This window comes from Nonomuraea sp. PA05 (genome assembly GCF_008086045.1).
Classification (GTDB): Bacteria; Actinomycetota; Actinomycetes; order Streptosporangiales; family Streptosporangiaceae; genus Nonomuraea; species Nonomuraea monospora.
In genome coordinates this window covers 315,802-325,979 of sequence record NZ_VSEY01000004.1, presented here as the reverse complement: position 1 = coordinate 325,979, position 10,178 = coordinate 315,802, and the positions used below count along the sequence as shown (strand labels likewise).

7 protein-coding genes and 1 pseudogene are annotated in these 10,178 nt (G+C 68.2%); 5 read left to right on the top strand and 3 right to left on the bottom strand.

Translation table 11 applies throughout. The annotated features are described in order from the left end of the window. Positions 1-156: 156 nt before the first annotated feature. Both FXF51_RS08830 and FXF51_RS63680 read right to left on the bottom strand, forming a co-directional pair. Positions 157-2,694 carry an AfsR/SARP family transcriptional regulator gene (locus FXF51_RS08830; protein WP_262379361.1) on the bottom strand — a complete coding sequence of 846 codons (2,538 nt, stop codon included), beginning with the start codon at positions 2,692-2,694 and terminating at the stop codon, positions 157-159. A gap of 15 nt (positions 2,695-2,709) precedes the next feature. Then, positions 2,710-2,973: pseudogene (locus FXF51_RS63680) on the bottom strand (AfsR/SARP family transcriptional regulator); the annotation flags it as partial. A gap of 459 nt (positions 2,974-3,432) precedes the next feature. On the opposite strand from FXF51_RS63680, the gene FXF51_RS08825 reads away from it, so the two are divergent. Beyond that, positions 3,433-4,008, top strand: a complete 576-nt coding sequence (locus tag FXF51_RS08825) for an AfsR/SARP family transcriptional regulator (RefSeq protein WP_187414264.1) — start codon at positions 3,433-3,435, stop codon at positions 4,006-4,008. Between the two features lie 194 nt (positions 4,009-4,202). Here FXF51_RS08825 and FXF51_RS08820 read toward each other — a convergent pair whose 3' ends face one another. Next, a complete protein-coding gene (locus tag FXF51_RS08820; protein ID WP_148433769.1) occupies positions 4,203-5,207 on the bottom strand; it encodes a LacI family DNA-binding transcriptional regulator in 1,005 nt (334 codons plus the stop codon). A gap of 79 nt (positions 5,208-5,286) precedes the next feature. Here FXF51_RS08820 and FXF51_RS08815 point away from each other — a divergent pair, with 79 nt between their 5' ends. From FXF51_RS08815 to FXF51_RS08800, 4 genes are read left to right on the top strand one after another with little or no spacing between them, the layout of a single operon-like run. Continuing rightward, the gene (locus FXF51_RS08815) at positions 5,287-6,576 is read left to right on the top strand and encodes a polysaccharide pyruvyl transferase family protein (RefSeq protein WP_187414262.1); all 1,290 of its coding nucleotides are present in this window, start codon (positions 5,287-5,289) and stop codon (positions 6,574-6,576) included. Beyond that, positions 6,569-7,480: an ABC transporter permease gene (locus FXF51_RS08810; RefSeq protein ID WP_148433767.1), complete on the top strand. Its 912-nt coding sequence runs from the start codon at positions 6,569-6,571 to the stop codon at positions 7,478-7,480. Before FXF51_RS08815 ends, FXF51_RS08810 begins: the two co-directional genes overlap by 8 nt. Then, positions 7,477-8,445 carry a carbohydrate ABC transporter permease gene (locus FXF51_RS08805; RefSeq protein ID WP_262379360.1) on the top strand — a complete coding sequence of 323 codons (969 nt, stop codon included), beginning with the start codon at positions 7,477-7,479 and terminating at the stop codon, positions 8,443-8,445. Before FXF51_RS08810 ends, FXF51_RS08805 begins: the two co-directional genes overlap by 4 nt. A 17-nt stretch (positions 8,446-8,462) precedes the next feature. Further along, positions 8,463-10,085 carry an extracellular solute-binding protein gene (locus FXF51_RS08800; protein ID WP_148433766.1) on the top strand — a complete coding sequence of 541 codons (1,623 nt, stop codon included), beginning with the start codon at positions 8,463-8,465 and terminating at the stop codon, positions 10,083-10,085. Positions 10,086-10,178: the final 93 nt, after the last annotated feature.

Sequence of the window (10,178 nt, the reverse complement as noted above, 5' to 3'; positions counted from 1 at the left end):
CGCCTGTGGCGAGGGGCGGGCTTTCATCCGGCCGACGGGTATGAGGGGAGGCCGTAACGTGTCGCGGCGACGGCACCGGGTGGTTGCCACGGGCACGGAAGAGGGGCGGCAGGTTCGTTCGTCCCGACGGACTTCAGGTCCGTGACGGGCGGACGTTCAGCTCCGCCGGTAGCACCCGGCTTTCACTTCGGCCAGCCTGGTCTCGATTCGCGACGCGTCCGCGGGAGAGATGTTCCGGAAGAGGATGAGGGCCCGGCCCAGCGACTCCATGGCCGCGTCGGACGAACCCGCCAGCAGCTGCGCCTCCGCCAGCTGCGCCAGGGTCTCCGCTTCATAGATGAGCTCATGTCCGGCGCGCATCCGCAGGGCCTGCTGGTAGTACACGACGGCCTGGTCCGGTTCACCGAGGCTTCGGTGCACGAACGCCAGGCTGTCCAGCGCCGCGGCCGCGCCCATGGCATCGCCCAGACGCTCGAGCAGCAGGTGGGCCTGGGCACAGTGGTCACGGGCCGTGGCCAAGTCACCCAGTTGGGCCGAATACCAGCCCACGTTGTTGAGCGCCATCGCCTCACCGGCGCGGTGCCCGATGAGACGGCAGACTCTCAGCGCTTCGAGGCTGTGGGCGAGGGCCTCCTCGTTCTCGCCCTGCTGACCTGAAAGGACCGAGAGCTCAGTCTCGACCACGGCCATGCCGACGGCTTCGTCCGCGTCGCGGTAGAGGGCCAGCGCCCGCTGGAGGTGATCACGGGACTCCGCGAAGCGGCCCAGCCTGTTGAGCGCCTGCCCCAGCCCGAAGTGGGAGTAGGCGCGGGGCAGGTCCTCGTCGCCCCGCAGGGCGGCGGCGAGGGCGAGTTCGTGGATGCGCGCCTGTTCGGGCAGCCTGCCGTAGCGATAGAAGTAGGTGCGCACGGCTCGGGCGAACTGCCAGGTGGGAACGTTCGCACCGGTCGCGGCGCTCTCCTCGACCGCGCTGATCAGCGCCCTGCGCTCCGTGTGGAACCAGCGGGTCGCCGCCTCGCTGTCGGTGAACTCGCAGACGGCCACCCCCTCCCCGGGGACGGGAACGGACAGCGGAATCTGGAAGAAGGGATTCAGCAGCAGATCACCCCGCATCGCCGAGTGCAGGTAGTGATCCAGAACGCGGCGTCGCGCGGCGTCCTTGCCGGCCGGGCCGATCTCCGTGACGGCCAGTCTGCAGGCGTAGGCCCACACCAGGTCGTGCGCGCCGAACCGGTCCTTGCCCAGTGAACTGATCAGATGGCTCCTGACGAGTTCGGACATCACGCGCCTCGTACGCGACAGGTCCGTTCCCAGCAGGCTGGCGGCGGCCGCCAGCGTGATCTCCGGACTGACGTGCAGGCCCAGGAGGCGGAAGAGGCGGCCGGCGTCAGGGGTGAGTGACCGGAAGGACCAGGAGAACACGGCCTCCAGGTCGCTCCTGTCCTCTCCTAGTGAGAACGCCTCCAGCCGGTGCTCCGGACGCGTCATGTCGTCGGACATGACGGAGGCCAGATCATGGGCATGGGCGACCATCCGGGCCAGGACGATGTTGAGGGCCAGGGGCAGCCCTCCGCATACGTCGATGATCTTCTGGATCGTGGCCCGCCCAGGGATCGTCGCGACGTCCGCGAGCCGTCGTGTGATCAGTTCGCCGGCATGCTCCTCCGTCAGCGGATCGAGAGTGACGAGCCGTGCCGCGTACCCGACCACGAGGTCCGGCAGGACGTTCCGGCTGGTGATGACGACCAAGGAACCAGGAGACCCGGGAATCAGCGAGCGGACCTGCTCCGAGTCCCGGGCGTTGTCCAAAACGATGATCATCCGGCGGTCCGCCAGAAGACCGCGGAACATCCCTACCCGGGCGTCGAACGTCGTGGGGATACGCGTCGCGGGGACCCCGAGCGACTCCAGCATCGTCCGCACCGCGTCGCCGGGGGTGATGGGTGCGTCGTCGGGGCCGAAGCCGCGCAGGTCCAGGTGGAGCTGACCGTCCGGGAACCGCCGGCGGTTGGCGAGACACCAGCGCACCGCGAGCGCCGACTTCCCCACCCCGCCCATCCCCGCGATCAGGCAGACCAGGGGCGAGCCGGCGTCTCCGGGCGAGAAGGCGTCGAGATGGCTCTGCAACTGCGCGGTCTCGGCCCACCGACCGGCGAAGTGCTGGACGTCAGGAGGTAGCTGGCACGGCACCTCCCACCCCGGCTGAGGAGGTGACGCGTTGCTCCGCCGGTCGGCTCCCGTCTCACGCCCCAGCGCTTCGAGGTGCGCGCGCTGCAGCTCCGCCCCCGGTTCGAGGCCGAGTTCCGCCACGAACTGCTCCCGTACGCTTCTGTACAACCGGAGAGCGTCCGCACGCCGGCCGGAGCGGTGCAGGGCCGTCAGGAGCAGAGCGGCCATACGCTCACGCAGGGGGTGGTGGGGGTGCAGAGGCGTGAGCGCGAGCACGACATGGTCGTACCGCCCGGCTTCCAGATCGAGCTCCGCGAGTGATTCCACCGCGGCCAGCCGCTCTTCCTCCAGCGCGGGCACCATGGTGTTCGCGAGCCAGTCGCCCGCCGCGTCGGCGAACGGAAGACCGCTCCACTCGTTGAGGGCGCATTCGAGCAGACCGGCAGCCGTCGTCGGGCCGGCCGCCTGCGCGGCACGGACGAACTGCCGGAAGCGGTGAAGGTCCACGGATGCCGGCTCGGCCACGAGCGCGTAACCCGACGACGACGTGGTGAGCTCCGCCGCGTCATGCTGCTTAAGGAACTGGCGCAGACGCGATATCTGGACCTGGACCGAATTACGAGCCGCTCTCGGCGGATCTTCACCCCACAGCGCCGTAACCAGTTTCCTGGCCGGTACGACATGGCCCGGCGTGAGGAGCAACGTCGCCAGAACGGTCCGCTGCTGCGGGGTACTCGGCCTGTCCACCACTCCTCGACGGCTCAGGCCGATCGGCCCCAGCACTCGGAAACGGGCGTCGTTCATGCCATCACCTTCTGGTCATCGACAACGCTCGAGGGCGATCTCGGTGCCGGATATTACCCGGCTTTCAGAATGGGATCAGCGAGTTTTAAGTGCCCTGGGTGAGATTGCGATCAAGCGGAGCGGCCCGGTTCGCGGTCCGATTCGTGCGCGCGGCGAGCGCGCCCGACACACCGCGAATTCCCTACGAGGTGCAGGAGGCCAGGCCGGATGAAGATACGTCTACTGGGGGCGGTGGAGGCGCACGAACGCGACCGGAACATCCGGCTGCCCTCGGAGAGCACACGCGCACTCCTCGCACTGCTGGCATGGCGGCCGAACACGTTCCTTCCGGATGAACGGGCGGCGCAGGAGATCTGGGGATGTGATCAGCCGCTACATCCCACGGGGGCTCTCTACACATGTGCGAATCGCCTCCGCGGAGTGATTGCCGAGCCCGGGCAGTCGCCAAGGCGCAGTATCGTGTCACGTCGGCGCGGGGGCTACCAGTTGCTCGTCGATCCTCATGACGTCGATCTTCATCGCTCCCGCCGATTACTGGTCCAGGCCGGGCAGGCCGTACACCGTGACGACGACGTGGAAGCTCTCGAACTGTACGACACGGCGTGCGCCCTCTGGTCCGGCATTCCCCTGTCGGATCTCTCCACCGAGTGGGCGGCCAGGGCCCGCGTCGCGCTGGAAAGGGAGTGGCTCAGCGCGCGGACGAGCAGGCTCGCGGCCCTGCTCCGGCTGAACCGGCAGGGGGAGGCGATCCCGGAACTCTTCGATCTGGCCGACGGGAATCCACTCGACGAGAGGATCGCGGCCATGCTGATGCTCTCTCTGCACCGGGACGGACGCCAACGCGATGCGCTCCGCTGTTACGCGAGGATTCGTGCGGCGCTGGTCGAGGAACTGGGCGACGAACCGGGCGCGGAGCTCAGGCTTCTGCACACGCGGATGATCAGCCGTGATCATGGCCTCGTGCGGACCGGCGGGCCCCGTACGGCCGGCAGAGCCCAAGGAGCAGGTGTCTTTTCGCACCTGCCGATGGTCTGAGGAACTCGTGAGCCAGAGCGGTCGACGTGATTCCACCCCGGCCGCTCACCGAGCTGACGGCGGAGTACCTGGTTCTCCTGACGGAGCACCAAGCGATGACAACACCCCAAGATGGTGGCAGTCCTGATCCTGCAGCAAAACCCCAGCTCACAGTGAGAAATCGGGTTTCTGTACGAAACAAGATCACACGAATGCTAATCGCGAATCCGGGTCAGAGCAGTCGCTGAGTCACGAACCACCAGTTCAGGCTCGGGGTCGGTGATGACACCGCCCGCGCTCGGCCGCCCCGCGATCAGCTCGTAAAGCGCCTCGACGCCGGCCCGCCCGAGTTCGTACATGGGCATCCGCACCGCGGTGACGGCCGGCCGCAGGTGTTGCATCAGGTCGACGTCGTGGATGCCGACCACCGACAGCTGGTCGGGGATGGCGATGCCGAGGTCGCGTGCGGCGGCCAGGACCCCGACCGCGCTCATGATGTTGTTGACGACGATGGCGGTCGGCGCGGTCGCCGCCTGCATGGCCTGCCGGAGCCCCTCGGCGCCGGCCTGCTCGCCGAACCCGGTGGCCAGATGCGGGGCCGGGGTGAGGCCGGCGGCGTCCATCGCCTGCTGGTAGCCCAGGTAGCGCTGCTGGGAAAGGTATCCGGAACCCCCGACGAAGACGATGTGGCGGTGGCTGAGGTTGACCAGGAACCGCGTCGCGATCTCGCCCGCGCGGCGATCGTCCACGTCGATCCAGGGATGGTCCAGTGCGTGTTCCAGGATGAGGATCGGCTTGGGGTGGGAGCGGAGTTCGGCCATCACGTCGTCGTCCAGCAGCCCTTCGCCGCGGATCAGGATGCCGTCGACCGTGCCCTGGCTGAGCAGCCGGGTCAGGAACTGGCTGCCGGAGCGCATCGTCTCGGCATCGCCCAGCAGGACCGTCGCGCCGTGCTCCGCCGCCGCCTCGTAGACCCCGTGCCGCAGCGGTCCGTAGACCGGGTTGTCGAGCTTGTTGAGGATCATCGCGATCATGTCGGTCTGGTTGAGCCGCAGCGAGCGGGCCGTCTGGTTCGGCTGGTAGCCCAGTTGCTGCATCGCCTGGAGCACCCGGGTGCGGGTGGATTCCTTCATCCGGGTGTGGCTTGTGCCGTTGACCACCGCCGACACCACGGCGAGTGACACCCCAGCCGCCCGTGCGACGTCACGTTGCGTTGCCATGGTGACAGCTTACTTGGTTCTTGACGTAACGTCTCACCATCCCTATTTTGAATTAACGTTACGTCAACAAGGAGTACATATGACATCGACACGTCGCACCGTCCTGCTGCGGTCCTCCTGGGCGACGGTGAACATCGGCGACGTGGCTCACTCTCCTGGCGTGGTGCGAGCGTTTCAGCGGTACGCCCCCGAGGCCGAGGTCATCCTCTGGCCGGTGCGGCTGGAGGAGCGCGAACGATCCATGCTGCGGCACGCGTTCCCCGACCTGCGCGTCGTCGATGGCACTCTCGGCGAGGACGGGCCGAGCACCCCGGAGCTGGCCGCCGCCATCGACGGCGCGGACGTCCTGATGCATGGATCGGGCGCCGACGCCTTCCTGAGCACCGAGATCGACTGGTGGCGCGAGCACGTGGGCCGCCCGTACGGGTACTTCGGGGTCACCGTGGATCCGCTGTGCCCGCCGACCATGGCGACGCTGCCGGAGCTGGCACAGATGGTCGATCTGCTCCCGCCGTCCTATCTCGAGGACGACGTCAAGGACCGCTTCGACGGCGCCGACTTCGTGTACTGCCGCGAGACGCTGACCCTGGCCACTCTGCGCGGCCAGAAGATAACCGGGCCCGACCTCGCGTTCGGGCCGGATGGCACGTTCGCGTTCGACCACACTGACGCCGTCGCCGCCGCTCGCCTGCTGGAGGGTTTCGGCCTGCAGCCCGGCCGGTTCGCCTGCTTCGTCCCGCGGCTGCGCTTCGCCCCCTATGCCAAGATCTACGGCACGGAGCCGACCCGCGAGCAGATGCGGCGCGACGCGGTCAACCGGGCCACCGTGACGCACGACCTGGCGGTGCTGGCGGCGGCGATCGAGACCTGGGTACGCGTCAGCGGCCTGCCGGCCGTCGTGGTGCCCGAGATGAGCTACGCCGTCGAGCTCGCTCAGGAGCAGCTTCCTGGCCTGCTCAGCCCACAGACGCTCAGTCAGGTCCGGATCCTGGACCGGTACTGGCCGCTGGAGGAGGCGACCGGGGTCTACGCCGTCTCGTCGCTGGTGGTCAGCATGGAGTGTCATTCGCCGATCATGGCCGCACGACATGCGATCCCGACCGTCTACCTCCGGCAGCCGACCGAGACCACGAAATCGCAGATGTTCGCCGACCTCGGCGCCCCGGACCTGGTGATCGAGCTCGACCATCGTGCCGCGGCGACGGTCGTCGCGGCGGTCACCGACATCGCCACCGACCCGGCGCCCGCGGTCGCCCGCAGCAGGAGGGTCGCGGCCAACGCCGACGACCGGCTGCGGGCGGCGGTGCAAGCCTGCGTCGCGGGCCGGCCCATCGGCCTGCCCGCACCGGTGGAGACCGGCGATGCGTAGCCTGCGCGACCGCTGGCGGCGCGACCGGGTCCTGCTGCTGCTGGCGCTTCCCGGCGTCACGGTGCTGCTGCTGTTCCACTACCTGCCGCTCGGCGGGAACATCATCGCGTTCCAGGACTTCCAGCCGTTCCTCGGAATCTGGCACAGCCCGTACGTGGGGCTGGACAACTTCGAGCCGGTGCTCACCGGCGACCCGGTGTTCCTCAACGCACTCGTCAACACACTGATCATCACGCTGATCCAGGTGGTGTTCGTGTTCCCGCTGCCGATCTGCCTCGCGTTGATCCTGAACGCGACCCTCAGCGAGCGGCTCAAACGCCTCGCCCAGTCGATCCTCTACATGCCGCACTTCCTGTCCTGGGTCATCGTGGTCGCCCTGTTCCAGCAGATGTTCGGCAACGGCGGGATGCTCAACGCCTGGCTGCGCTCGGCCGACCTGTCCACGTTCAGCATCGTCGGCGTGCCCGAGTTGTTCAAACTCATGATCACATCACAGGTGATCTGGAAGGACACCGGCTGGTCGACGATCATCTTCCTCGCCGCGCTGTCCAGAGTGGATCCGGCGCAGCTGGAGGCCGCGGTGGTGGACGGCGCCTCGGCGGCTCGCCGCCTGTGGCACGTGACCCTGCCCTACATCCGCCCGGTGATCGTCCTGCTGCTGATTCTGCGGCTCGGTGACTCGCTGACCGTCGGGTTCGAGCAGATCATCCTGCAGCAGGCACAGGTCGGCGCCGGTGCCAGCGAAGTGCTCGACACCTACGTTTACAACCACGGGATCGTCGGCGGCGACTGGGGCACCGCGGCCGCGGTGGGGCTGATCAAGGGCATTGTCGGTGTCGCGCTCGTGCTCGGCGCCAACCGGTTGGCCCACGCCCTGGGCGAGCAGGGGGTGTACGCCAAGTGACGAGCCGACCTGCGCCGGCCGCGGTGTCCGTGGCGCGCCCCGCCGCGGGCACAGGGCCGAGGCCACGCTCGGGCCGCGGCGAGCGTCCGGTCTGGATGGGCGAGCCCAGCAAGCTGGGGGTCGGCGCGCGGGGACTCGTGCTCGGCCTGGGCTGCCTGGCGGTTCTGGTGCCGTTCTGGGCGGTGCTCATGACCAGCATCGCCTCTCCGGAGGAGGTCAACAGGGCGGGCGGCTTCGTGCTGTGGACGAACGAGCCGACGCTGGACTCCTACCAGGCCGTGCTGTCCGGCGGAGTCGTCACCCGTGCGCTGCTGGTGAGCGCCGGCATCACCGTGGTCGGCACGGCACTGAGCCTCGTCAGCACGATCGCTCTGGCGTACGCGCTGTCGCGGCCGGGTTCGTTGCTGCAGAAGCCGATCCTGCTGATGACGGTGTTCACCCTGCTGTTCAACCCGGGCATCATCCCGATGTACCTGACGGTCAAACAGCTCGGCCTGCTGGACAGCTACCTGGCACTGATCCTGCCGGTGCTGGTGAATGCGTTCAACGTCATCGTCATGCGCGCGTTCTTCCAGGACATCCCGCGCGAGCTGCGGGAAAGCGCCTATATGGACGGTGCCGGGGAGATGCGCATCCTGCTGCGGATCGTCCTGCCACTGTCGAAGGCGGTCGTCGCCGTGATCGGGCTGTTCTACGCGGTGGCGTACTGGAACGCCTTCTTCTCCGCGATGTTGTACCTCCAGTCGTCGGAGAAGTGGCCGCTGCAACTGGTGCTGCGCACGTACGTCGTCAACAACACCCCGATCGGGTCCGACCAGCTCAGCTCGAACCTGGAGAACCTGCCACCACAGATCTCCGTCCAGATGGCGATTCTCGTCATCTCCGTCCTGCCCATCCTGTTCGTCTACCCCTTCATGCAGAAGCACTTCGCCAAGGGACTCATGGTCGGCGCCGTCAAGGGCTGACCTGGAAAGGAGACGTCGTGGCACCTACCTTCAGCCGCCGCCGCGTCCTGGCACTCGGCGCGGCAACGGGGCTGGCCCCGCTGCTCGGGGCCTGCGGCGACGGCGGCCCGAGCTCGCCGAACAGCTCGGCCGGGCCGGTCAAGCTGCCCACCTACAAACCCGCCACCGCGGCCACGCCCGCCCTGGCAGCCGAGCCGGCCGGGGTGTCGCCGGGATACTTCACCTACCCGGCCGCCTCCAGCGCCGCAGCACAACCGGTGCGGGGCGAAGCCGTCACGGCACTGACGTACACCTACGACCCGATCGCTCCCGCGCTCGGCTCGAACCCCTACTGGCAGAACCTCAACAGCACACTCGGCACCGAACTGAAGATCACGTACGTCGCCTCGACCGACTACAAGAGCAAGGTCGCCACGACCATCGCCGGTGGCGATCTGCCCGACATCGTGGCCATCCAGGGTGTTGTCCAGCAGATGCCGGCCATGCTGAAGGCGACCTTCACCGACCTCACCGAGTACCTGTCAGGGGACGCGGTCCTCGCCTACCCGAACCTCGCCGCCCTGCCCACCGACGCCTGGCGCGGCACCGTCTACGACCAGCGGATCTGGGGCATCCCCGTGCCGAGGGCGCGGATCGGCACCGTGCTGTACACCAGGGCCGACCTGCTGGCCAAGGCTGGGCTCAGCCTCCAGCCCGATTCGTGGGCCGAGTTCAAGGAGATGGCGGTCGCGCTGACCGACGAGCGGGCCGGTCGGTGGGCGTTCGGACAGATCCCGTTCAACACCATCCTTGAGATGAACGGGATCACCGGCAACTGGCCCGGCGGCGCCGGCGTCTGGCAGGCCGCAGGTGGCGTCTTCACCCACTCCGGGACGACACCGCAGTTCACGCAGGCCCTCGCGGACACCGTCGAGCTGGTGAAGTCGGGGGTGGTGCATCCCGACCACGCGGGCGCGCCCAACACGAAGCGCAACGGGTGGATGCTGGCCGGCACGACCTCGTTCACCATCGGCGGGTACGCCGGGTGGGGCAAGTTCTACGGCCAGGCGAAAGACGTGCCCGGCTTCCGCCTGACCGGCATGCTCTCGCCCACCCGCGACGGCGCGGGGACGCGGGTACGCACGCCAGGCCCGACCCTGTCCAGCTTCACCGCTGTGGCCAAGACCGACAACGCCGATCGGATCAAGCAGATCCTCAGGGTCCTCGACTGGTTGTGCTCACCCTTCGGCAGCAGCGAGTACCTGGCCCTCCGGTACGGCGTCGAGGGCCAGACGTTCACCCGCGACGGCGCCGACCCGGCCCTCACCGAGGGCGGGCGCAGCCAGGTATTCCTGCCGGTGCGGTACCTCGCCGAAGCGTCGCCCGTCATCTACGAGCCGGGCAACCGCCAGGCCGTACAGGACCAGCACGACCACCAGGTCGCCGGCGTCCCGCTTGCCGTCGCGGACCCGACCCTCGGGCGGTACTCGGAGACCGCCGCCAGCAAGGCTGCCAGCGAGCAGCAGGAACTGGACTCGGTGCTGCTGGAGATCCAGCTGGGGAACAAGCCCGTCTCGGCGTGGCAGCCGGCCATCAAGAAGTTCATGGACCGGGTGGGCGACAAGATCAAGGCCGAGTACGAGGAGCAGGCGGGTGGTTGACGTGGACTCAGCCAAGTTAGGGAGACAACAGTGACGTTACGTTGGTACACGCGTCGTCGGGTCCGTACGGCGGTCGTGCTGGCTCTGGTGGCG

What these genes read in the sequence shown, in the direction of transcription:
- FXF51_RS08820 (WP_148433769.1), bottom strand. Translation starts at nt 5,207, where the DNA reads ATGGCAACGCAACGTGACGTCGCACGGGCGGCTGGGGTGTCACTCGCC.
- FXF51_RS08815 (WP_187414262.1), top strand. Translation starts at nt 5,287, where the DNA reads ATGACATCGACACGTCGCACCGTCCTGCTGCGGTCCTCCTGGGCGACG.
- FXF51_RS08810 (WP_148433767.1), top strand. Translation starts at nt 6,569, where the DNA reads ATGCGTAGCCTGCGCGACCGCTGGCGGCGCGACCGGGTCCTGCTGCTG.